This is a genomic window from Lelliottia jeotgali, assembly GCF_016771845.1.
GTDB classification, from domain to species: Bacteria; Pseudomonadota; Gammaproteobacteria; order Enterobacterales; family Enterobacteriaceae; genus Enterobacter; species Enterobacter jeotgali.
The window spans coordinates 1,071,226-1,093,727 of sequence record NZ_JAENMQ010000001.1 but is presented as its reverse complement, the minus strand read 5'-3'; the positions used below and the strand labels follow the sequence as shown (position 1 = coordinate 1,093,727).

14 protein-coding genes are annotated in these 22,502 nt (G+C 54.9%); 5 read left to right on the top strand and 9 right to left on the bottom strand.

Features of this window, described 5'->3' with window-relative positions:
• Positions 1 to 140: 140 nt before the first annotated feature.
• Positions 141 to 680 (top strand): YfaZ family outer membrane protein, encoded by a 540-nt coding sequence (locus JBO43_RS05135; RefSeq protein WP_202673839.1) that lies wholly within the window; start codon positions 141 to 143, stop codon positions 678 to 680.
• A 93-nt stretch (positions 681 to 773) separates the two neighbouring features.
• Entirely contained in the window at positions 774 to 1,973 is a 1,200-nt protein-coding gene (locus JBO43_RS05130; protein ID WP_202673838.1) for a nicotinamide mononucleotide deamidase-related protein YfaY, read from the top strand.
• Positions 1,974 to 2,590: 617 nt separating this feature from the next.
• Here the strand turns inward: JBO43_RS05130 and glpC are convergent.
• Genes glpC through glpA form a run of 3 tightly spaced genes read right to left on the bottom strand, consistent with a single transcriptional unit; the run spans position 2,591 to position 6,655 of the window.
• Positions 2,591 to 3,781 carry an anaerobic glycerol-3-phosphate dehydrogenase subunit GlpC gene (gene glpC, locus JBO43_RS05125; protein WP_202673837.1) on the bottom strand — a complete coding sequence of 397 codons (1,191 nt, stop codon included), beginning with the start codon at positions 3,779 to 3,781 and terminating at the stop codon, positions 2,591 to 2,593.
• Positions 3,778 to 5,037, bottom strand: coding sequence for a glycerol-3-phosphate dehydrogenase subunit GlpB (glpB, locus tag JBO43_RS05120; protein WP_095282728.1), 1,260 nt, complete (start codon positions 5,035 to 5,037; stop codon positions 3,778 to 3,780). Before glpB ends, glpC begins: the two co-directional genes overlap by 4 nt.
• Positions 5,027 to 6,655 carry an anaerobic glycerol-3-phosphate dehydrogenase subunit A gene (gene glpA / locus JBO43_RS05115; RefSeq protein ID WP_095282727.1) on the bottom strand — a complete coding sequence of 543 codons (1,629 nt, stop codon included), beginning with the start codon at positions 6,653 to 6,655 and terminating at the stop codon, positions 5,027 to 5,029. The genes glpB and glpA overlap by 11 nt, the downstream gene beginning before the upstream one ends.
• Positions 6,656 to 6,912: 257 nt before the next feature.
• On the opposite strand from glpA, the gene glpT reads away from it, so the two are divergent.
• Complete coding sequence (glpT, locus tag JBO43_RS05110) at positions 6,913 to 8,265, top strand: glycerol-3-phosphate transporter (protein WP_103947211.1); 1,353 nt, start codon at positions 6,913 to 6,915, stop codon at positions 8,263 to 8,265.
• A 97-nt stretch (positions 8,266 to 8,362) separates the two neighbouring features.
• On the opposite strand, the gene yfaE is transcribed toward glpT, so the two are convergent.
• The 4 genes from yfaE to ubiG all read right to left on the bottom strand — a co-directional run bounded on the left by yfaE (position 8,363) and on the right by ubiG (position 13,237).
• Entirely contained in the window at positions 8,363 to 8,617 is a 255-nt protein-coding gene (gene yfaE, locus JBO43_RS05105; RefSeq protein ID WP_095282725.1) for a class I ribonucleotide reductase maintenance protein YfaE, read from the bottom strand.
• The gene (gene nrdB / locus JBO43_RS05100) at positions 8,617 to 9,747 is read right to left on the bottom strand and encodes a class Ia ribonucleoside-diphosphate reductase subunit beta (protein WP_095282724.1); all 1,131 of its coding nucleotides are present in this window, start codon (positions 9,745 to 9,747) and stop codon (positions 8,617 to 8,619) included. Before nrdB ends, yfaE begins: the two co-directional genes overlap by 1 nt.
• 118 nt (positions 9,748 to 9,865) lie before the next feature.
• The gene (gene nrdA, locus JBO43_RS05095) at positions 9,866 to 12,151 is read right to left on the bottom strand and encodes a class 1a ribonucleoside-diphosphate reductase subunit alpha (protein ID WP_095282723.1); all 2,286 of its coding nucleotides are present in this window, start codon (positions 12,149 to 12,151) and stop codon (positions 9,866 to 9,868) included.
• Between the two features lie 357 nt (positions 12,152 to 12,508).
• Positions 12,509 to 13,237 carry a bifunctional 2-polyprenyl-6-hydroxyphenol methylase/3-demethylubiquinol 3-O-methyltransferase UbiG gene (gene ubiG / locus JBO43_RS05090; protein WP_095282722.1) on the bottom strand — a complete coding sequence of 243 codons (729 nt, stop codon included), beginning with the start codon at positions 13,235 to 13,237 and terminating at the stop codon, positions 12,509 to 12,511.
• A gap of 146 nt (positions 13,238 to 13,383) precedes the next feature.
• Between ubiG and gyrA the strand changes: the two genes are divergently transcribed.
• Positions 13,384 to 16,026 (top strand): DNA topoisomerase (ATP-hydrolyzing) subunit A, encoded by a 2,643-nt coding sequence (gyrA, locus tag JBO43_RS05085; RefSeq protein ID WP_095282721.1) that lies wholly within the window; start codon positions 13,384 to 13,386, stop codon positions 16,024 to 16,026.
• 131 nt (positions 16,027 to 16,157) lie between these two features.
• On the top strand, positions 16,158 to 19,004 hold the full coding sequence (gene rcsC, locus JBO43_RS05080; RefSeq protein ID WP_095282720.1) for a two-component system sensor histidine kinase RcsC: 2,847 nt from the start codon (positions 16,158 to 16,160) through the stop codon (positions 19,002 to 19,004).
• A gap of 51 nt (positions 19,005 to 19,055) precedes the next feature.
• Here rcsC and rcsB read toward each other — a convergent pair whose 3' ends face one another.
• Together rcsB and rcsD are read right to left on the bottom strand one after the other, a co-directional pair.
• Positions 19,056 to 19,706 carry a response regulator transcription factor RcsB gene (rcsB, locus tag JBO43_RS05075; RefSeq protein WP_015959795.1) on the bottom strand — a complete coding sequence of 217 codons (651 nt, stop codon included), beginning with the start codon at positions 19,704 to 19,706 and terminating at the stop codon, positions 19,056 to 19,058.
• 16 nt (positions 19,707 to 19,722) lie between these two features.
• The gene (gene rcsD, locus JBO43_RS05070) at positions 19,723 to 22,395 is read right to left on the bottom strand and encodes a phosphotransferase RcsD (protein WP_202673836.1); all 2,673 of its coding nucleotides are present in this window, start codon (positions 22,393 to 22,395) and stop codon (positions 19,723 to 19,725) included.
• Between the last annotated feature and the right edge of the window lie 107 nt (positions 22,396 to 22,502).

Sequence of the window (22,502 nt, the reverse complement as noted above, 5' to 3'; positions counted from 1 at the left end):
GCTTGCAAAAAAGCCAGAAAGTTTCAAATCGTTACAATCTAAACGTCATACGCACTGATAGCGCATTGATCCCACGCACACTCGGGTTAAAATCGCGCGGTTTTGGGACATCTATATTTAATAAGTGCGGGATCACGACAATGAAAAAAGTGGCATTACTGGGCTTAGGCCTGATGGTTGTATCTGCGGCGGCAAACGCGATTTCAGTGAGCGGCCAGGCGGGTCAGGATTACACCCACCTCGGTTTTGGCATGGGCACGGAAACCTCCGGCCTGGCGATGACCGGCGGCTGGACGCACAACGATGACGACGGCGATGCGGCAAGCCTCGGCCTGGGCCTGAATATTCCGCTGGGACCCTTCCTGGCGACCGTTGGCGGGAAAGGTATTTATACCAATCCGAACGATGGCGACGAAGGCTACGCGGCGGCAGTGGGCGGCGGTTTACAGTGGAAAATCGGCGACAGCTTCGGTCTGTTTGGTGAGTACTACTACTCTCCGGATTCACTCTCCAGCGGTATTGACAGCTACGAAGAAGCCAACGCCGGTGCGCGCTGGACCATCATGCGTCCAATCACCATCGAAGCAGGTTATCGTTACCTGAACCTCGCCGGTAAAGACGGCAACCGCGACAACGCGCTGGCCGATGGCCCGTACGTTGGCGTGAGCGCAGGTTTCTGATTTTAGGGCGCGGCGTTCTGCTGCGCCTGTTTCTCTCTTCCCCCCACATCCGTTTGCGCTATAGTGTTTCCACTAAATAAGTGGGAGAACACGATGATAAGCGTGGAAATGTTGTCCACTGGCGACGAAGTGCTGCATGGACAAATTACTGATACCAATGCGGCCTGGCTGGCCAATTTTTTCTTTGAGCAGGGATTACCGTTAACGCGCCGCAATACCGTTGGCGACAGTCTTGAATCGCTGGTTAACGTTCTGCGCGAGCGCAGCGAACATGCGGATGTGCTGATCGTCAACGGTGGGCTTGGGCCGACCAGCGACGATCTCAGCGCACTGGCTGCCGCGACGGCAAAAGGTGAGGGGCTGGTGCTGCATGAGCCGTGGCTGGCAGAAATGGAGCGTTTCTTCAACGATCGTGGTCGGGTGATGGCTCCCAGCAACCGCAAACAGGCGGAAATCCCCGTCAGCGCCGAATTTATCAATAACCCGGTCGGCACGGCCTGCGGGTTTGCCATTAAGCTGAACCGCTGCCTGATGTTCTTCACGCCTGGCGTTCCCTCTGAATTTAAAGTGATGGTCGAGCAGGAAATCATGCCGCGCCTGCGCGAGCGTTTCACGCTGCCTGAGCCGCCGATCTGCCTGCGTCTGACCACTTTTGGCCGCTCGGAAAGCGATCTGGCGCAAAGCCTCGACCATCTTGCGCTGCCGGAAAGCGTGTCTATGGGTTATCGCTCTTCGATGCCAATCATTGAGTTAAAACTCACCGGCCCGGCCAGCGAAAAGGCAGCCATGCTGGCGGCATGGCCGGAAGTGCAGCGCGTGGCGGGTGAAAACTTGATCTTCGAAGGCACCGAAGGATTACCGGCGCAAATTGCCCGTCATTTGCAGGAGCGTCAGCTAAGCCTGACCTTAAGCGAGCAATTCACTGGCGGTTTACTGGCGCTGCAACTCTCGCGAGAAAACGCGTCGCTGCTGGCGAGCGAAGTGGTGCCCTCGCAGGAAGAGACGTTGGCACAAACCGCTCACTGGGCAGCCGATCGTCGGGTGAATCATTTCGCCGGGCTGGCGCTGTCGGTCAGTGGGCTTGAAGACGAGCATCTCAACTTTGCCCTCGCCACGCCGCAGGGAACTCATGCCCTGCGGGTGAAAATGAGCGCGACGCGCTACAGCCTGCCGGTGCGTCAGGAAGTGTGCGCGATGATGGCGTTGAATATGCTGCGCCGCTGGTTGAATGGCAAAGATGTTGCGAGCGATCACGGCTGGATTGATGTGGTGGATACTCTGTTTATTGAGTAGAACTATGTGGGGCCGTGCTGTTTGATGCGCTTTGGGAAATGAGTGGAATCGTTCCGTTCACTCTTAGTTCGCTGCTTTTTGTCTGTTTCTCTGCGGTGAACGTGTTAAGGGGGCTATCGCCGCCCCCTTAACAATCCCGGCTCCCGGCAATGAAAATCGCCGCTTCGCGGTGCCCTCAGCTTATTCCTTCAGACTTTCGGGTCGGGCGCGATCCTGCATCCATGCAGGTCGCACCCTCTCCGCGCATCCCTGCGCGTCGCCCCGGCCTTACGGAAACGCTTCGGCGATTTTCTGCCGGACTCACGATCCCTCAGCCTTCACAACTGTTTGAATGTGGCACCGGTGTTGGGTCCCCGCAGAAATCGGCGAACCGGAGGCCGGATGACAAGGGCTGGACGCCAGGGATGGCGGCCAGAGGCGAAACGCGACAGGGACGTCGAGCCGACCGCAGGCAGCAGGCCGGGAGGTGAGCGCAGTGCGAAGCACCGATTTCATGGAGGGGCGCGGGGATTGATAAGGGGGCCGCGCAGCCCCCTTATCACGTTCACAGGTTAGAGAGTGATTATGTTCTGCTGAACATAAGGTGAACGGGAAAACCTCAGGTGTTTAACAAATTGCTACCGCAATGCCTTCGCCAGCAGCGAAATCGGATGTTCGCAGCGCTTGCTGGTGGACATCTCAATCTGCCATTTACAGGTTTCGCAGTCGGTCACCACCAGGTCGGCGCCGCTTTCTTCAATTTGCCGGAACAGCGGTGCGCCGATGGCCTGCGAGGTCGGGTAGTTTTCGCTCTTAAAGCCGTACGTTCCCGCAATCCCGCAGCAGCGCGAATCCAGCACCGTAAGTTCCAGCCCCGGAATGAGGCGCAGCAGCTCCAGCGTATAGATCGCCCAGCCCATTTTCTCCATATGACAGGGCGTGTGATACACCACTTTTAGCGGCAAGGGTTTGAGCGGCAACGTCTGGCCATTATCGAGCTTGCGCCAGATAAAGCGCGTTGCCAGCTCGATGTGCTCGCGCAGGCCGCTGTTATCGACATCCAGCAGGTGCGGATACTCATCGCGAAGGGTAAAAGTGCAGGTGGATGAGGTGGCGAGCACCGGAATGCCTTTGTCGACAATCGCTTCGCGCAGGGAGGTCACGTTATGCTGCGCCTGTTTACGTGCTTTGTCGGTAAAGCCGTTGGCAATCAGCGGCACCCCGCAGCACTTCTCTTTATTCAGAAGTTGCACGCCGGTTCCCATCGCATTCAGCACCGTGACCAGATCTTTGCCCAACTGCGGGTGGTTATAGTTGACGTAACAACCGTGGAAAAACGCGGCCTGGTCGGTGTATTGCGCCTGTTCAGCGGCGACAGATTGATACCAGCGGCGGAAGGTGCCGTGGGAGTATTTTGGCAGGCTGCGATGATGGTCAATTTTAAGCGCTACGTCGAGCAATTTGCGCACGGGTTTTAACGCCGTGGCGGCGTTGACCAGCGGAGCGAACGGCGTTGAGACGCTGCCCATCAGATCCGTGTGGCTCAAAATGGCGTCGCGCAGGGTCGGCTTTTGTGTGCTGTATTGCGCCCGCGCGCGCTGAATAATGTCGCCGATTTTCACGTCAGACGGACAGGCAACTTCGCAGCGCTTGCAGTTGATGCAGTATTTGAGCGCTTCGTCGTACAGCGCGCCATCTTTCAGGCGCAGGCGCTCCCCGTCTGGCCCGGCCTGTTTCGGGCCAGGATAGCGAGGATTCACGCTGCTGACCGGGCAGACTGTGGTGCAAACGGTGCACTTAATGCAGCTTTCAAATCGGGTGTCGTTCATGGGTGTTCTCCCGCACGCTGGCAAATCTGTTCGGCAACCGCCAGTGCGGTGATGGCGCAGACGCCGCCGCCGCAGCCCTGGGCTATCGGATCAAAACCGCCGAGTACTGAGCCAATGGCATAAAGATTATCTACCGCTACCCCGGAAAGCTGCGGGCGTAAATGATCGTCGGTGATCACGCCGAACTGTTGCCACGGCTGCGGGGTGAAGAAGTCACTCTGATACCAGTCGGCGCGGGAGGCGCTCTGGCGCACGTCGAGGCCCATCACCGCCTCACGAATACCATCACGGGTGCTGAGCAAACCGTTGCTGAAGAAACTGCCGCTCGCCAGCACCACGAAACGTGCGCGAAGCGGAATATCGTCGTGATTTCGCGTCCAGACGGCGCGGGCTTTTCCCTCCTCCAGAGACACTTTTTTAACTTCATCCCCTGCCATCCACACGCCGCCCTGCGCGACAAACTGGCGCTGGAGCTGATTATGCAGACGGATTCCGGGCACCGACGGCGGAAGCGTGGGCAACAGATGCAGCGGGCAGGGCAGTCGGTCGGAGAGCCAGCGCCACAAACGGTTATCCGTCAGTCCAAAGCAGGCGGGCAGATACAGCGCATCGACATCCGCAGCCAGCGGTTTTAAGGCATCAAACAGCATCGTCCAGTGAACGTCGTTATCCAGCAAGCGGGCGATATTCACCGCGCGAAACTCGCTGGCGTTTTCGCGCAGGACATCCAGCTCCGGCAGCTCGATTTCTACGGTGTCCGCCTCGATTCCCTGATGTCGCAGAGAAGCAGCGGCGAGGTGAGCCTGAAAATCGAGAAATCCGCTGATGCCAACCACACGAACGCGCTGAGTTTGCGCGGGTGCGACAGGCACCTCTTCCGGGCTGAGCCATGCACTGCGCAATGTGCCCAGCGGTGTGACGCGCTGATGATTATTCCCGGCGTGACCCTTTAAGCGCGTGCCGCAATGGGCGAGCAGCGCCTCGGTTTCCAGTGCCAGGCGGGAAATTTTGTCGATACCCACCCGACGATAAGGATGTTCAGGCGGCAGTGCCTGTGGATTTTGCAGCGCGGTGAGTGGATTCTGCACGGGGGACCCGTCGGCCATTGCGCCGAGTAAGTCCAGTGACCCGGAGGAAAAATGCAGCGCACTTTGACCGCGCGTGATGATGGCGCAGCGCTGACCATTTTGCGTCAGTTTCAGGCCACACAGCAGTCCGGCCAGACCGCCGCCGATAATCACCGTATCAAACTTCATCGTGCTGCTCCTTTTCCAGCCCGCACAGCCCCTGATAGACCCAGCGGGTAAATTCGCTTTCGCGCAGCGCGTCGCCCCAGGCGATAGGCTGCACCCCTTTCCAGCGCTCATTGAGGAACTCGCTGAGCTGCGTCAGAGATTGCGCTGACGTGGTGACATTAAACCGTTGCAACAGACCCGCCGCGCGGCAGGCGCACAGTTCGCCCTGACAGGTCCCCATGCCTACACGGGTGCGACGGCGCAGATCGAGCAGATTGTTGACCGTCAGATTTTCCACCGCGTACTGCACTTCGCCCGCCGTCACTGCCTCGCACTCACACACCAGGCTGCGGCTCAGACGGCCCTCTCCAAGCCAGACGGGCGTGCGATCGCCGTGTCGATAAATGGCTGAGCCGCGCAGTGGGGCGGGCAGTGAGATGATTTTTTGCAGCGTTTTTTCGGTCGGCTCCTGTGAGCCAGGCAGCGGGCGTTCGGCGGTGGTGCAGGGCTGCGTATTGCCAAGCTTGCGGCACACGGCGTCCGTCGCCCATTGGGCCATTAAACGGTAGGTCATCAGCTTGCCGCCGGTAATGGTAATGAACCCTTCCAGCCCGTCGCGGGCGGCGTGATCCAGCAAGACAATGCCACGGCTGACGTTACGCCCGCTTGGATCGTCATCGCTGGCGACCAGCGGACGCACACCGGAATAAGCCCGCAGAATGCGGGTTTGCGCCATGATCGGCGCCAGTTTTTCCCCTTCGCGCAGCAGGATGTCCACCTCTTCCGCGGTGACACGGTTGCTGTCGATATCCTTGTAATCAATGTGCGTCGAGGTGGTCCCAATCAGGGAAATGGTATCGCCGGGTACCAGAATGTCGGCGTCGGACGGCTTACGGCAGCGGTTGATGACGTGATTGTTGATGCGGTGATCGAGGATCAGCAGCGAGCCTTTGGCCGGGAACATGCGAATGGACAGCTCGGCATATTCGGCAATACGCTGTCCCCAGATCCCCGCGGCGTTCACTACCACACTGGCGTACAACTCGCTGTGTTCGCCGTAGAGGTGGTCATAGACGCGTACGCCCCGCACTCTGTCGCCTTCGCGGATCAGCCCCGTCACTTCATGCGCGGTTAGAATAGTCGCGCCGTGCTCGCGGGCATCGAGCATATTAGCGGCCGTCAGACGGAAGGGGTCAACGGTGCCATCGGGAACGCGGACCGCGCCGAGCAGGGCAGGGTTCACGGCAGGTTCGATACGCCGCGCAAGTTCAGGGGCGATCGCTTCGGCGGTAATACCCGCTTCGGTGCAGGCGGTAATAAAGGTTTTCTGAAAGGCGAGATCGTCTTCGGGGAGGGTGATAAACAGGCCGCTGGTCGGCTCGATGCAGTGGCGGGCGATGCGTTTGAGGATCTGGTTTTCAGCAATGCACTCGCGCGCCGATTCGTTATCGGTGACGGCATAGCGCGCGCCGCTGTGAAGCAGGCCATGATTGCGTCCGGTGGCGCCAGTGGCAATATCGTGGCGTTCCAGCAACGTAACGCTTAATCCTCGCAGGGCGCAGTCCCGCGCCATTCCGGCACCCGTTGCGCCGCCACCAATGATAATCACATCGCTATAACGGGGATCGCGGATTGTCATTGTCTTCCCTCATGTTCGTTTTTTTACCATTTAGCCACATCAAAAATGTGGTTTGTTTGATTTCGAACACATTCGAGCATAAAACGAAATTGAAACGTGATTCCGTGCGCCTTTTTGCGCACTATGTCATATTTCTGTAACAATTCGTGCGTTGATTCACAGTAACAATCGTTGTGATTATTTAACATCGCCGCCTCTCTGGAGCTGGGGTGCTGTGATACGCCCCGGCAATTCAAAATATGGCCACGGAGGCTATTATGCTCAGTATCTTCAAACCTGCCCCGCATCGGGCGCGTCTGCCTGACGCAGAAGTTGACCCGCTCTATCGCCGCCTGCGCTGGCAAATTTTCCTCGGGATTTTCTTCGGCTATGCCGCCTACTATCTGGTGCGTAAAAACTTCGCGCTGGCGATGCCTTACCTGGTGGAACAGGGATTTTCGCGCGGTGATTTAGGATTTGCCCTGTCCGGTATTTCTATCGCCTATGGATTTTCCAAATTCATTATGGGGTCCGTTTCGGATCGTTCGAATCCGCGCGTCTTCTTACCCGCGGGTTTGATTCTCGCCGCTGCGGTGATGTTGTTTATGGGCTTTGTGCCGTGGGCGACATCGAGCATCGCGGTGATGTTTGTTCTGCTGTTCCTCTGCGGCTGGTTCCAGGGGATGGGGTGGCCGCCGTGTGGGCGTACCATGGTTCACTGGTGGTCACAGAAAGAACGTGGCGGGATTGTGTCGGTATGGAACTGTGCGCATAACGTCGGCGGCGGTATCCCTCCGCTGCTGTTCCTGCTGGGGATGGCGTGGTTTAACGACTGGAAAGCCGCGCTGTACATGCCGGCGTTTGGCGCGATTGTCGTCGCGATGATTGCCTTTGCGCTAATGCGCGATACGCCGCAGTCCTGTGGCCTTCCGCCGATTGAAGAGTATAAAAACGACTACCCGGATGATTACAGCAAAGAGCATGAAGAAGAGCTGACGGCAAAGCAGATCTTCATGAAATACGTGTTGCCGAACAAGCTGCTGTGGTACATCGCGGTGGCGAACGTGTTTGTCTATCTGCTGCGCTACGGCATTCTCGACTGGTCTCCGACCTACCTGAAAGAGGTGAAACACTTCGCGCTGGATAAGTCATCCTGGGCTTATTTCCTGTACGAATACGCCGGGATTCCGGGCACGCTGCTGTGTGGCTGGATGTCGGACAAAGTGTTCCGGGGTAATCGCGGTGCAACGGGCGTGTTCTTTATGACGCTGGTGACCATTGCGACCATCGTTTACTGGCTCAACCCGCCGGGCAATCCGGGCGTAGATATGGCCTGTATGATCGTCATCGGCTTCCTGATTTACGGTCCGGTAATGCTGATTGGCCTGCACGCCCTTGAACTGGCACCGAAGAAAGCCGCAGGAACCGCTGCGGGCTTTACCGGGCTCTTTGGTTATCTCGGTGGATCGGTTGCGGCCAGCGCCATTGTTGGTTATACGGTCGATTTCTTCGGCTGGGACGGTGGCTTTATGGTGATGATTGGCGGCAGCATTATGGCGGTGCTGTTGTTGATTGTGGTGATGATTGGTGAGAAGCGTCATCATGCCGAGATGATGCAGAAACGCGGATAATCAGACGCATGTATTGCCGGGTGGCGCTGCGCTTACCCGGCCTACAAAACCCGTAGGCCCGTGCAAGCGAAGCGCCGCCGGGCGTGTCTTTCAGGCATTACATCTCGATTTCGATATCGCCTTTTGCCCGGCAACAGCAGGGCAAAATTTCCCCTTCGCTGATAAACGCCAGCGGCTCCGTGAGCCAGTCGACCTGGCCTGCCACTAAACGACAGCGGCAGGAGCCACAGTAACCGGCGCGGCACTGGTATTCGACCTCAACCTGGTGCGATTCGAGCGCGACCAACAGAGAAGGGTGCTCTTCGCGGCACAGAACTTCTGTGCCGGAAAGGCTTAGCGTGACGCGACTCATCAGAGCTGGAAATCGCTCAGGTCGTCAGTGTTCACTTCGGAATCAATCTGACCGACCAGGTACGAACTCACTTCCACTTCCTGCGGCGCAACCTGGACGTTATCGGACACCAGCCAGGTGTTGATCCACGGAATTGGGTTGGAACGCGTTTTGAACGGCAGATCCAGGCCCACCGCCTGCATGCGGATGTTGGTGATGTATTCCACGTACTGACACAGAATGTCTTTATTCAGACCGATCATCGAACCGTCGCGGAACAGGTAATCTGCCCACTCTTTTTCCTGTTGAGCCGCCAGCACGAACAGGTCATAGCACTCCTGTTTGCTCTCTTCAGCAATCTCTGCCATTTCCGGATCGTCGATGCCGCTGCGCAGTAGGTTCAGCATGTGCTGAGTGCCGGTCAGGTGCAGGGCTTCGTCGCGAGCGATTAGACGGATAATTTTGGCGTTACCTTCCATCAGCTTGCGCTCGGCAAAGGCAAATGAGCAGGCGAAGCTGACGTAGAAACGGATCGCTTCCAGCGCGTTGACGCTCATCAGGCACAGATACAGCTGTTTTTTCAGCGCGCGCAGATTCACGGTGACGGTTTTACCGTTCACGTTGTGCGTCCCTTCGCCGAGCAGGTGCCAGTAGCTGGTCATTTCGATCAGCTCATCGTAGTAATGGGCGATGCCCTCAGCGCGTTTCTGGATCTGCTCGTTGGTGACGATATCGTCAAACACCACCGCCGGATCGTTGACGATGTTACGGATGATGTGAGTGTAAGAGCGCGAGTGGATCGTCTCAGAAAACGCCCAGGTTTCGACCCAGGTTTCCAGCTCAGGAATCGAGATCAGCGGCAGCAGCGCCACGTTCGGGCTACGACCCTGAATGGAGTCCAGCAGCGTCTGGTATTTCAGGTTGCTGAGGAAGATGTGTTTTTCATGGTCAGGCAGCGCCTGAAAATCGATGCGATCGCGTGAGACATCGACTTCTTCCGGACGCCAGAAGAAGGAGAGTTGCTTTTCGATCAGCTTTTCGAAGATGTCATATTTTTGCTGATCGTAGCGTGCCACGTTGACCGACTGGCCAAAGAACATTGGCTCTTTGAGCTGATCGTTTTTCGTCTGTGAAAAGGTGGTATATGCCATTAATGTGGGTCCTGTAGGAGTGTAATGCCGGATGGCGCTTCGCTTATCCGGCCTACAACACCACGTAATTATGTAGGCCGGAGAAGGCGTTTACGCCGCCATCCGGCAAAAGGCAAAACTAGATCTTACATGCGCCGCTTTCGCAGCCATCATCCTGAATGGACGGTGCCATATCATCCTGCGCATCTTCTGCACCGTCACGGGTGTTGTGATAGTACAGGGTTTTGACGCCAAATTTGTAGGCGGTCAGCAGATCTTTGAGCAACTGCTGCATCGGCACTTTGCCAGACGGGAAGCGCGTCGGATCGTAGTTGGTGTTCGCAGAGATCGACTGGTCGATAAATTTCTGCATGATGCCCACCAGCTGCAGGTAACCGTCGTTATTCGGCATTTCCCACAGCAGTTCATAGTTGTCTTTCAGCAGTTCATAATCCGGCACGACCTGACGCAGCACGCCATCTTTCGACGCTTTAATGCTCACGTGACCGCGCGGCGGCTCAATGCCGTTGGTGGCGTTGGAGATCTGCGAAGAGGTCTCAGACGGCATCAGTGCGGAGAGCGTGGAGTTACGCAGGCCGTGAGTTTTAATGGACTCACGTAACGCTTCCCAGTCGAGATGCAGCGGTTCGTTAACGATAGCATCCAGATCTTTCTTGTAAGTGTCGATCGGCAGAATGCCTTTCGCGTAAGTGGTTTCGTTGAACCACGGGCACGCGCCTTGCTCTTTCGCCAGCTCGTTCGAGGCTTTCATCAGGTAATACTGAATCGCTTCGAAGGTTTCGTGCGTCAGATTGTTGGCGCTGCCATCGGAGTAACGCTTGCCGTTTTTCGCCAGCCAGTAAGCGAAGTTGATCACACCAATACCCAGCGTACGGCGGCCCATTGCGCCACGTTTTGCCGCAGGAATTGGGTAATCCTGATAATCCAGCAGCGCATCCAGCGCACGAACCGCCAGCACAGCCAGTTCTTCCAGCTCGGACAGGCTTTTGATTGCGCCAAGGTTGAAGGCGGACAATGTACACAGCGCGATTTCGCCGTTTTCGTCGTTAACGTCGTACAGCGGTTTGGTCGGCAGGGCGATTTCCAGGCACAGGTTGGACTGGCGCACTGGCGCGATGGCTGGATCAAACGGGCTGTGGGTGTTGCAGTGGTCGACGTTCTGGATGTAGATACGGCCCGTTGAGGCACGTTCCTGCATCATCAGGGAGAACAGGTCCACGGCTTTCACACGCTGTTTACGGATGCTGTCGTCGTTTTCATATTGGGTGTACAGACGCTCGAACTCATCCTGATCGGCGAAGAACGCATCGTACAGGCCAGGGACGTCAGACGGGCTGAACAGGGTGATGTCCTGGCCTTTCAGCAGACGGGTGTACATCAGTTTGTTGATTTGTACGCCATAGTCCATGTGACGAACGCGGTTACCTTCGACGCCACGGTTGTTTTTCAGAACCAGCAGGCTTTCAACTTCCAGATGCCACATCGGGTAGAACAGAGTGGCCGCACCGCCGCGAACGCCGCCCTGAGAGCAGGACTTCACCGCAGTCTGGAAGTGTTTGTAGAACGGAATACAGCCGGTATGGAACGCTTCACCGCCGCGAATCGGGCTACCCAGGGCACGAATACGACCGGCGTTGATGCCGATTCCGGCACGCTGGGAGACGTATTTCACAATGGCGCTGGAGGTGGCGTTGATAGAATCCAGGCTGTCGCCGCACTCGATCAGCACGCAGGAGCTGAACTGACGAGTCGGGGTGCGCACGCCAGACATGATCGGCGTAGGCAGAGAAATTTTGAAGGTCGAAACCGCATCATAAAAACGCTTCACGTAGCTCAAACGCGTCTCACGCGGATAGCCAGAGAACAGGCATGCGGCAACCAGAATGTACAGGAACTGCGCGCTTTCGTAGATTTCGCCGGTGACGCGGTTCTGAACCAGGTATTTCCCTTCGAGCTGTTTAACCGCTGCGTAAGAGAAGTTCATATCGCGCCAGTGGTCGATAAACCCGTTCATCTGCTCGAACTCTTCTTCCGTGTAGTCTTCCAGCAGATGCGTGTCGTATTTGCCCAGTCCGACCATTTTCACCACGTGATCGTACAGCTTTGGCGGCTCAAACTGGCCGTAGGCTTTTTTACGCAGGTGGAAAATCGCCAGACGTGCCGCGAGATACTGATAATCCGGCGCTTCGCGGGAGATGAGGTCAGCCGCCGCCTTGATGATCGTTTCGTGGATGTCAGAGGTTTTGATGCCGTCGTAGAACTGAATGTGTGAACGCAGCTCAACCTGGGAGATAGATACGTTATTCAGTCCTTCTGCTGCCCAGTCGAGAACTCGATGAAGTTTATCGAGATTGATACGCTCAGTGGTACCGTCGCGCTTTGTCACCAGCAGACTCTGATTCATGTGGGTTTTTACCTGTCCGTGAATTACCGTGAAATAGAAATATCCCCCGCTTATCCACAGAATGGTCTTGTGACTAAGTCTGTGGATAAATACTACATGTAGGGGTTTTGCGATTAGAAGAACGCTATATGGTGAGTATTCTAGTATCGAATCATTTCAGTACAAGGGTTGATTTTGACGTTAAATTGAGGTTGTGAAAGGGTAAAAAAGCCTAAGTCCTCGTACTGTAAGGCCTGGACGACATGTCAATATTTAAGAAAAAAAATTCAAAATTTGATCGAGTGCTGATTTCTTCAACGAGAGGTCAAAATTGCGCAACATGATGCTGCGCAATCTTTATAAGATTATCGAATGACGTTAGTCGTTTTTTGCGGTTGTGTGCAACATATAATTAACATCTACACCCGGCGCCAGCTTGAATTTATCCGTTAACGGATTGTAATGCAGACCGGTGATGTGCTGCTCTTTGAGCCAAGTGCCATCGACCCAGCCTAACAACTCTGCTGGTTTAATGAATTTTTTCACGTCATGGGTGCCTTTTGGCACCATCCGCAGCACATATTCCGCGCCGACCACCGCCATCAGCCACGCCTTGCCGTTGCGGTTAATGGTCGAGAAGAAGACCTGTCCACCGGGTTTGACCAGCGCGGCACAGGCTTTGACAACCGACTGTGGATCAGGAACGTGTTCCAGCATTTCCATGCAGGTGACGACGTCATACTGATGCGCATGTTTCGCCGCGTGTTCTTCTACAGTCTCCTGCACATATTCCACCTGAATACCGGTTTCTAAAGCGTGCAGACGCGCCACCTGTAACGGCTCAAAACCCATATCCAGCCCGGTGACCGTTGCGCCTTCGCGCGCCATGCTTTCTGCCAGGATGCCACCACCACAGCCGACATCGAGCACTTTTTTACCGAACAGACCGCCGGAACGCTCCGCGATATAGCCCAGACGTAGCGGGTTAATACGGTGCAGAGGTTTGAACTCACCTTCGAGATCCCACCAGCGGGATGCCACCGCTTCAAATTTGGCGATCTCGTTGTGGTCAACGTTGTGAGCTACCGGGGATTTTTCGGCATTCATGGGCGCTTTTACTCCTTATTTCGCAAGAGGATCGAGTATATCAGGCTCTCCCCATGAATAAAGCATACAGGTTTACCTGTCTGAGAGCGGTTGTGTTATAATTTGCGACCTTTGAATCCGGGACACAGTAGAGGGATAGCGGTTAGATGAGCGACCTTGCGAGAGAAATTACACCGGTTAACATCGAGGAAGAGCTTAAGAGCTCCTATCTGGACTATGCGATGTCGGTCATTGTTGGCCGTGCGCTGCCAGACGTCCGAGATGGCCTGAAGCCGGTACACCGTCGCGTACTATACGCCATGAACGTATTGGGCAATGACTGGAATAAAGCCTACAAAAAATCTGCCCGTGTCGTTGGTGACGTAATCGGTAAATACCACCCTCATGGTGATACCGCCGTTTATGACACTATCGTGCGTATGGCGCAGCCTTTCTCCTTACGTTACATGCTGGTGGATGGCCAGGGTAACTTTGGTTCTGTCGATGGCGACTCCGCTGCGGCGATGCGTTATACGGAAATCCGTATGTCGAAAATCGCCCATGAGCTGATGGCCGACCTGGAAAAAGAGACGGTAGATTTCGTCGATAACTACGACGGCACCGAGCGCATCCCAGACGTCATGCCAACTAAGATCCCGAACCTGCTGGTGAACGGTTCTTCCGGTATTGCCGTGGGTATGGCGACCAACATTCCGCCGCATAACATCACGGAAGTGATCAACGGTTGTCTGGCCTTTATTGAAGATGAAGACATCAGCATTGAAGGTCTGATGGAACACATCCCTGGCCCGGACTTCCCGACTGCCGCCATCATCAATGGCCGTCGTGGTATCGAAGAAGCGTACCGTACCGGTCGCGGCAAAATTTATATTCGTGCCCGCGCGGAAGTGGAAGCTGACGCGAAGACTGGCCGCGAAACCATTATCGTCCACGAAATTCCGTATCAGGTGAACAAAGCGCGCCTGATCGAGAAAATCGCGGAGCTGGTAAAAGATAAACGCGTTGAAGGCATCAGCGCGCTGCGTGACGAGTCTGATAAAGACGGTATGCGCATCGTGATTGAAATCAAACGCGACGCCGTGGGTGAAGTGGTTCTGAACAACCTTTACTCCCAGACTCAGCTGCAGGTTTCCTTCGGTATCAACATGGTGGCATTGCACCATGGTCAGCCGAAGATCATGAACCTGAAAGAGATCCTGAGCGCGTTCGTCCGTCACCGCCGTGAAGTGGTGACGCGCCGTACCATTTTCGAACTGCGTAAAGCGCGCGATCGTGCGCACATTCTCGAAGCACTGGCTGTTGCACTGGCGAACATTGATCCGATCATCGAACTGATCCGTCGCGCGCCAACGCCTGCAGAAGCAAAAGCGGGCCTGGTTGCACGTTCGTGGGAGCTGGGCAATGTTTCTGCAATGCTGGAACGTGCGGGCGATGACGCCGCGCGTCCTGAGTGGCTGGAACCTGAGTTCGGTGTGCGTGACGGTCAGTATTACCTGACTGAACAGCAGGCACAGGCGATTCTGGATCTGCGTCTGCAGAAACTGACTGGCCTTGAGCATGAAAAACTGCTCGACGAGTACAAAGAGTTGCTGGAGCAGATCGCTGAACTGCTGCACATCCTGGGTAGCGCAGATCGTCTGATGGAAGTGATTCGTGAAGAGCTGGAGCTGGTCCGCGATCAGTTTGGCGATGAGCGTCGCACTGAGATTACAGCGAACACCGCTGATATCAACATCGAAGATCTGATCAACCAGGAAGATGTGGTTGTAACCCTGTCTCACCAGGGCTACGTGAAGTATCAGCCTCTGACCGACTACGAAGCTCAACGTCGTGGTGGTAAAGGCAAATCTGCTGCACGTATCAAAGAAGAAGACTTTATCGACCGCCTGCTGGTGGCCAACACCCACGATACGATCCTGTGCTTCTCCAGCCGTGGTCGTCTGTACTGGATGAAGGTTTATCAGCTGCCGGAAGCGAGCCGTGGGGCACGTGGTCGTCCAATCGTCAACCTGCTGCCGCTTGAGCCGAATGAGCGTATTACTGCGATTCTGCCGGTGCGTGAGTACGCAGAAGGTGTCAACGTCTTCATGGCAACCGCCAGCGGTACCGTGAAGAAAACCGCGCTGAAAGAGTTTAGCCGTCCACGTTCTGCCGGCATCATTGCCGTCAACCTGAACGAAGGCGATGAGCTGATTGGCGTCGATCTGACATCCGGTACTGACGAGGTCATGCTGTTCTCTGCCGCCGGTAAAGTGGTGCGCTTTAAAGAGAGCGCGGTGCGCGCAATGGGTCGTACGGCGACCGGCGTGCGCGGCATCAAACTGGCGGGCGAAGACAGCGTTGTTTCCCTGATTATTCCACGTGGCGAAGGCGCAATCCTCACCGTGACGCAGAATGGTTACGGTAAACGTACGGCGGAAGGGGAATACCCAACCAAGTCTCGCGGCACGCAGGGCGTTATCTCGATTAAAGTGACCGAGCGTAACGGCTCCGTGGTCGGCGCAGTGCAGGTTGATGATTGCGACCAGATCATGATGATCACTGATGCGGGCACGCTGGTGCGTACACGCGTCTCTGAAATCAGCGTCGTCGGTCGTAATACTCAGGGCGTAATCCTCATCCGTACCGCGGAAGACGAAAACGTTGTGGGTCTGCAGCGTGTAGCTGAACCAGTGGATGACGAAGAACTCGATTCTATCGACGGAAGTGTGGCAGAAGGCGATGATGAAATCGCGCCAGAAGCTGATACCGATGCCGATGATGAAGCGGCAGATGATGCCGAAGAGTAATGTCTCCTGACAGAAAAAGGGCCGGTTTCCGGCCCTTTCTTTTTTGCAGACAAGCGAGCATTGCGGCAAGCCGCGTTTACCGCTACCTTAACCACATTCCTTTTTGACCCTGCTGGCGGAGCTTCGCCCCCTTGAAATACCTCGTCTCCTTTCGTACCACGCTTAAAGTCTCTCGCTATCTGTTTCGGGCGCTGGCGTTATTGCTTTGGTTGCTGGTCGCGCTGTTCTCGGTGTTCTATATCGTTAACGCGCTGCATCAGAAGGAGTCCGAGATCCGCCAGGAGTTTAACTTAAGCTCCGATCAGGCCCAACGCTATATTCAGCGAACGTCTGATGTGATGAAAGAGCTTAAGTACATTGCTGAAAACCGTCTGACGGCGGAAAACGGCATTCTTGCCACGCGTGGGCGGGAAGACAAATCAGAAGTTCCGGACTTTGAGCCTTTGTTCCCGGATTCAGACTGCTCGGCGATGGGCAATGCGTGGCGAGGCTCTCTTGAGTCACTGTCCTGGTTTATGCGCTACTGGCGCGATAATTTTTCTGCTGCGTACGACCTTAACCGCGTGTTCCTCATCGGCAGCGAAAATCTGTGTATGGCTGATTTCGGCCTGCGGGATATGCCCGTTGAGCGGGAAGATGCGCTGAAAAGTCTGCACGAGCGTATTCTTAAATATCGTAATGCGCCGCAGGATGAGCGCAGCAATAATATCTTCTGGATAAGTCAGGGGCCGCGTCCGGGAGTGGGGTACTTCTATGCCCTGACGCCGGTGTATCTGGCCAATCGCCTGCAGGCGCTGCTGGGCACTGAGCAGACGATCCGCATGGAGAATTTTTTCACGCCGGGCAGCTTACCGATGGGCGTGACCATTCTCGACGAAAATGGTCATAAGCTGATTTCCCTGACCGGACCGGAAGATCGTTTGAAGGTCGATCCACGCTGGATGCAGGAACGCTCCTGGTTTGGCTACACCTCAGGGTTCCGTGATTTGGTGCTGAAGAAAAGCCTGCCACCGTCCTCCCTGAGCATCGTCTATTCCGTACCGGTTGATATGGTGCTGGAACGCATTCGGATGCTGATTCTCAATTCCATCTTACTGAATGTGCTGGTGGGGATTGCGTTGTTTACGCTGGCGCGAATGTATGAGCGTAAGATTTTCATTCCGGCGGAAAATGACGCCCAGCGACTGGAAGAGCACGAACAGTTTAACCGCAAAATTGTGGCCTCCGCGCCTGTCGGTATCTGTATCCTGCGTACTCAGGACGGGACAAATATCCTCAGTAATGAGCTGGCGCATAACTATCTGAACATGCTGACGCATGAGGACAGGCAGCGGCTGACGCAGATTATCTGCGGTCAGCAGGTGAATTTTGTCGATGTGTTAACCAGCAATCACACTAATCTGCAAATCAGTTTTGTACATTCCCGCTATCGCAACGAAAACGTGGCGATTTGCGTGCTGGTGGATGTCTCCTCGCGCGTGAAAATGGAAGAGTCGTTGCAGGAGATGGCGCAGGCGGCGGAGCAGGCCAGCCAGTCGAAGTCGATGTTCCTTGCGACCGTTAGCCATGAATTGCGTACACCGCTTTACGGTATTATCGGCAACCTCGATCTGCTGCAAACCAAAGAGTTACCGAAGGGCGTTGAGCGCCTGGTAACCGCGATGAATAACTCATCAAGCCTGTTGTTGAAAATCATTAGCGACATTCTCGACTTCTCTAAAATTGAATCTGAGCAGCTGAAAATCGAGCCGAGCGAATTTTCTCCGCGTGAGGTTATGAACCACATCAGCGCTAACTATATGCCGCTGGTGGTGCGTAAACAGCTCGGCCTTTACTGCTTTATCGAGCCTGATGTGCCGGTAACGCTGCTTGGCGACCCGATGCGCCTGCAGCAAGTTATTTCGAACCTGCTCAGTAACGCTATCAAATTTACCGATGTGGGTTGTATCGTACTGCACGTTTCCCGCGCCGGAGATTATCTGAGCATTCGTGTCCGTGATACGGGAACGGGTATCCCGGCAAAAGAGGTGGTAAAACTGTTCGATCCATTCTTCCAGGTGGGGACCGGCGTTCAGCGTAACTTCCAGGGAACGGGGCTGGGGCTGGCGATTTGCGAGCAGTTGATCAGCATGATGGACGGCGATATTTCTGTGGATACCGAACCGGGCATGGGCAGTCAGTTCACGATTCGTATTCCGCTCTACTCGGCAAAATATCCAGTGAAAGCACCAGCGGAAGGCTTGAGCGGCAAAACCTGCTGGCTGGCAGTCCATAACGCTTCGCTGTATGCCTTCCTGGAATCAATGCTGACGAACAGGGGTCTTCGCGTTGTGCGCTACGAAGGGCAAAGCACGGATGCAGACGATACATTGATTACGGATGTGGACGTTGACCCATCGTGGCAGGGCAGAGCCGCCATCATCTTCTGTCGCCGTCATATTGGTATTCCGCAAGAGCGTGTGCCGGGAGAGTGGACGCATAGCGTCGCAACGCCGCATGAGCTGATGCACCTGCTGGCGCATATTTATCGCGTGGAAGTGGACGAGCACGACGGCGTTAACGCGCTACCGTCGCCGGACTCAACGGTGGCGATGAATGACGATATGATGATTCTGGTCGTGGACGATCACCCGATCAACCGCCGTCTGCTTGCCGATCAGCTCGGATCGCTGGGATATCAATGCCTGACGGCCAATGACGGTGTGGACGCCCTCAATGTGCTGAGCAAAAATCACATCGATATTGTGCTTAGCGACGTGAATATGCCGAATATGGACGGCTATCGTCTGACGCAGCGTATTCGTCAGTTGGGCCTGACGCTGCCGGTTGTCGGCGTGACGGCGAATGCGCTGGCGGAAGAGAAACAGCGCTGTCTGGAGTCGGGCATGGACAGCTGCCTGTCGAAACCGGTGACGCTGGATGTGATTAAACAGACGCTGACGGTGTATGCCGATCGCGTCAGGAAATCCAGGGTATAAAAAAACCCGGTAAGCGCGAGCGCTGCCGGGTTTTTTATGAGAGGCGCAGAATCAGTCTTTATCAACCGCGCTCAGCGTAACCGAAGAGAGATAGTTCAGCAGGGCGATATCGTTTTCCACACCCAGCTTCATCATGGCCGATTTCTTCTGGCTACTGATGGTTTTAATACTGCGGTTCAGCTTCTTGGCGATCTCCGTCACCAGGAAACCTTCGGCGAACAGGCGCAGCACTTCACTCTCTTTCGGCGACAGACGTTTGTCACCGTATCCACCGGCGCTAATTTTCTCGAGCAGACGAGAGACGCTTTCCGGCGTGAATTTCTTACCTTTCTGCAGCGCAGCCAGCGCTTTTGGCAAATCGGTTGGCGCACCTTGCTTCAGGACAATCCCTTCAATATCGAGTTCCAGCACGGCGCTTAAAATCGCCGGGTTGTTGTTCATCGTCAGAACGATGATCGAAATGCTCGGGAAGTGGCGCTTAATGTATTTGATAAGCGTAATCCCATCACCGTATTTGTCTCCAGGCATGGAGAGATCGGTAATGAGAACATGTGCATCAAGTTTCGGGAGGTTATTGATAAGTGCTGTAGAGTCTTCAAATTCACCGACAACATTCACCCACTCGATCTGTTCAAGTGATTTGCGAATACCGAACAGTACAATCGGGTGGTCATCGGCAATAATTACGTTCATATTGTTCATGTATAAGGCTACCTTGCTACAGCAAGCTTTTGACGTAGGCGTCAATGTCGCTGATGTATTTTTCTGTGCCAGAAGCATCCTTCTCGCGAATAAGATGTTCCAGCGTTTCACATAACTGCTTGCCCGGAACCAGATTAAGCATGGCAAACACCCCTTTAAGCCGGTGTGCTGTCTGCGCCAGCGCAGCGAAATCCTTCGCCGCGGACTCAGTATACAACCGCTTAACATCATCTGGTACTGTATCTACAAAGAGCGAATAATATCCACTGGCATGGAGTTCGGCATTTTCATCACCACCCAACGGGGACTCCAGGATCTCTTCTTGTGCCAGCTGCTCCTCTATTAGTTGTAGTACAGCCTCCTGCATAGCATTGCTCATATTAAAGTTGACGCGCATCTGGCCAGGGCCGATTTTTCGCACGCCTGACTCATCATCGCTTAAAAGCAAGCCCGAGGCAGTAAGATTAGACGGATTATCAGTTAAAAACAGATCATATTCTTGACTCGTGAGCCTTTCATCCGGCGTTATGCAGGACGCGCCCCAGTTTTCCAGCTGGCGTACCACGATGTTGCGGATCTCACTCGAGGTCACATCCACCATGATAACCACATCATCCAGCAGTCGTTCTTCATCTTCTTCCTGCGGAGTGGCGGCCATTTTGACGTGCAGTGAATAGCGTGTGCCAAGCGACTCGCGGGCTTTAATGTTCAGATGACCGCCAAGTTTGCGCGCCAGTTGATCGCACAGCCAGAAGGTGAGGGCGTTGGCTTTGCCGTAACTGTCGCTCTGGGTATCGTTCAGGAACGGGAAGTGCAGATTGTCGACTTCGCTCAGCGTAACGCCTTCGCCGGTGTCCAGAATGCGGAACGTCAGACGATCGTCGGCGGATTCGTCAGTGCTCACTTCCAGCGTAATTTTGCCGATTTGCGTGGTGGTGACGGCATATTGGATAAGCATCAGCACAATGCGGCGCAGCGCATCACGATCGCCATGACGCTTATCGTTGGCAGGCAGGTTGTTGTTAATCAGCAGCTGCAGCCCTTTGCGCTTGATAACCGGCAGGACTTCTGGCACCACTTCGTTAATCAGATCCTGAATGGAAAACAGGGTGGCGTTGCCTTTCCAGGTGTCATTTTCCAGCATATTGGCCAGCTGGATTTCATCTACCAGGTGTACCAGCGCATCCGCCTGGCTGGCGAGCTGATGGTTTTCCGGGGTGCTGACCATCGCCGCCTGGCTGGCAAGCTCTTTCAATGGGCGTTTAAACGCGTCGCTGATGTTTTGCATAAACGCCGCGCGGCCCTGCTGGTTTTTCTCGTACAACCGCTGGGCCTGCTTCAGCTTTTTGTTCACCAGAACTTCACGGTCCTGGTCGCGAATGATAAAGATCTGCGTGCGAGAAGCGACCTGACTGCGGAACTGACGGATTTCGTACAATTCATTATTTATGGTGGCCTGAATCACCCCCTGATGCTGATCGGCCATCGCAGTGATGTTCTGTAAATTCAGGTGCGGCAGCAGGTGATCGGCAATTTTGTTGCTCATGATTGTACGATTGGCTTCCTGGTCATGCACCAGCAGTCCGAGGGGCAGAATGGAGACGATCTCTTCATTCAGCGCTCGCAAAACACGTAATTCATTGTTTGAGCCGGATGACGAAACGCTTTCGCTTTGACGTCCAGGCTGGAAGCGGAAGGTGCTGTAGCCAAACAATGCCAGCGCCAGCAGACCAATATTCAACAGCAGCGGTAACAGAATATTTTGCAGGGTATCGAGCAGCAGCGTGCCAAACGGGACTTGCCAGACCAGGCGCATCCCTGTCGAATTAAGCGGCGAGGCGATTTCAATTTTCGAGCCATTAAAGGAGATGGATGCGCTCTCGGTGCTCTCTTTTTTATCCGGTGGCGTACGCAGATTTTGCGCGGAGTTGTCGGGTTCCAGACGGAAGCTGTCCAGCTGCATATCAGGAGGAATCAGATCGTTAATCGGTAAATCGAACGCGACGACGGTGGCGAGATGCCCCGGCTGATTAAAAGTGGTACGCAGCGTAAAGTAATGCCCGTTTTGCCACGCCAGACGGCGCAGGGAAGAGAAGCTTTCGCGCTCATCAAGGGCGTTGGCCTGCTGGAGCATCTCCGCACGGCGAGAATCGACAATCGACCCAATAGTGGACTCTTTAAACCCGGAAGAGAGATCTTTAAGAGGCAGCGTGGAAATCAGGATCATGCTGTTATCCTGACCGTTCAAATAGTACATCGACCAGGGCACGGTTTCTGCGCCCCACAGGGTATCGAGATAGGTTGAGATCCGCTGCGTCATCTCAAGCGTTGCGCTATCGTGCGAGCCAAATATCAGCGCTTCGGTCTTACGGCGCGTTTTTTCAAGGTAGTAAACGTCCTGTTTCAGGCGCGTTTCCTGCAAACCTTCCCCTGATGATGCTCCTGGTGCGGCAGCGATGTTGTCGTAAATCTGCCAGGTAGCATAGCGCCAGGTATCAATACGCTTATGCACCGCGTGGGTGATGTCAACAATCTGGTAGCTTCTGTCCTTCAGCCAGGTATTGACCGCGCTTTGAACCATAACGCCCATCGTCACCAACAGCACAATGATCAAGAGAAGAAAGAAGCGGGTGATGCTCCCAGGAAGGAGGGAGAACTTACCTGGCGCTGAGGTTTCAGACTGACTCATTGATATGTTTAACCCGATTTGGCCGCACGTAAAGGGGGATAGGGCAGTATAAAGGGTAATACCTGAATTTCCAGCATCGTAGCCCGAGCAGGAGGGACTTTTTGTAC

Excerpts from the sequence above, each read along its gene's own strand:
- JBO43_RS05135 (WP_202673839.1), top strand. The coding sequence starts at position 141 with ATGAAAAAAGTGGCATTACTGGGCTTAGGCCTGATGGTTGTATCTGCG.
- JBO43_RS05130 (WP_202673838.1), top strand. The coding sequence starts at position 774 with ATGATAAGCGTGGAAATGTTGTCCACTGGCGACGAAGTGCTGCATGGA.
- glpC (WP_202673837.1), bottom strand. The coding sequence starts at position 3,781 with ATGAACGACACCCGATTTGAAAGCTGCATTAAGTGCACCGTTTGCACC.
- glpB (WP_095282728.1), bottom strand. The coding sequence starts at position 5,037 with ATGAAGTTTGATACGGTGATTATCGGCGGCGGTCTGGCCGGACTGCTG.
- glpA (WP_095282727.1), bottom strand. The coding sequence starts at position 6,655 with ATGACAATCCGCGATCCCCGTTATAGCGATGTGATTATCATTGGTGGC.
- glpT (WP_103947211.1), top strand. The coding sequence starts at position 6,913 with ATGCTCAGTATCTTCAAACCTGCCCCGCATCGGGCGCGTCTGCCTGAC.
- yfaE (WP_095282725.1), bottom strand. The coding sequence starts at position 8,617 with ATGAGTCGCGTCACGCTAAGCCTTTCCGGCACAGAAGTTCTGTGCCGC.
- nrdB (WP_095282724.1), bottom strand. The coding sequence starts at position 9,747 with ATGGCATATACCACCTTTTCACAGACGAAAAACGATCAGCTCAAAGAG.
- nrdA (WP_095282723.1), bottom strand. The coding sequence starts at position 12,151 with ATGAATCAGAGTCTGCTGGTGACAAAGCGCGACGGTACCACTGAGCGT.
- ubiG (WP_095282722.1), bottom strand. The coding sequence starts at position 13,237 with ATGAATGCCGAAAAATCCCCGGTAGCTCACAACGTTGACCACAACGAG.
- gyrA (WP_095282721.1), top strand. The coding sequence starts at position 13,384 with ATGAGCGACCTTGCGAGAGAAATTACACCGGTTAACATCGAGGAAGAG.
- rcsB (WP_015959795.1), bottom strand. The coding sequence starts at position 19,706 with ATGAACAATATGAACGTAATTATTGCCGATGACCACCCGATTGTACTG.
- rcsD (WP_202673836.1), bottom strand. The coding sequence starts at position 22,395 with ATGAGTCAGTCTGAAACCTCAGCGCCAGGTAAGTTCTCCCTCCTTCCT.